Source organism: Bradyrhizobium sp. 25ACV (assembly GCF_054863005.1).
In genome coordinates this window covers 1-341 of the sequence record NZ_JAVAYO010000049.1, presented here as the reverse complement: position 1 = coordinate 341, position 341 = coordinate 1, and the positions used below count along the sequence as shown (strand labels likewise).

Genomic DNA, 341 nt, shown 5'->3' with positions numbered 1-341 from the left:
CGATCGACGTCGAGGACGACCATGAGCTGTCCCTCGAGGCGATGGACGCCGCCGGCGAGCTTGGCCATGCGGGGGTCGAGGTTGACGGGGTTTTCTTCCATGCCGGCTTCGGGCAGGCGCAGCACCTCGCCGATCTGGTCGATCAGCAGGCCATAGGATTCACCGCGCAAATCGACGCCGACCGCCATCGGCACCTTGCCGTCCTCGGGCTGCGGCAGGCCGAGACGGGCGCGCATGTCGACCACGGTGACGATGCGGCCGCGCAGATTGAGCACGCCCGCGATCTCGCGCGAGGACAAGGGCACGCGGGTGACGCGCTCGGGCATGAACACGTCCTGGAC

General features: G+C 68.6%; 1 protein-coding gene. It reads right to left on the bottom strand.

Translation table 11 applies throughout. The features are described from left to right. Positions 1-341 (bottom strand): chemotaxis protein CheW (locus RAD04_RS38510; protein WP_461627947.1); only part of this gene is annotated, 341 nt, incomplete at both ends.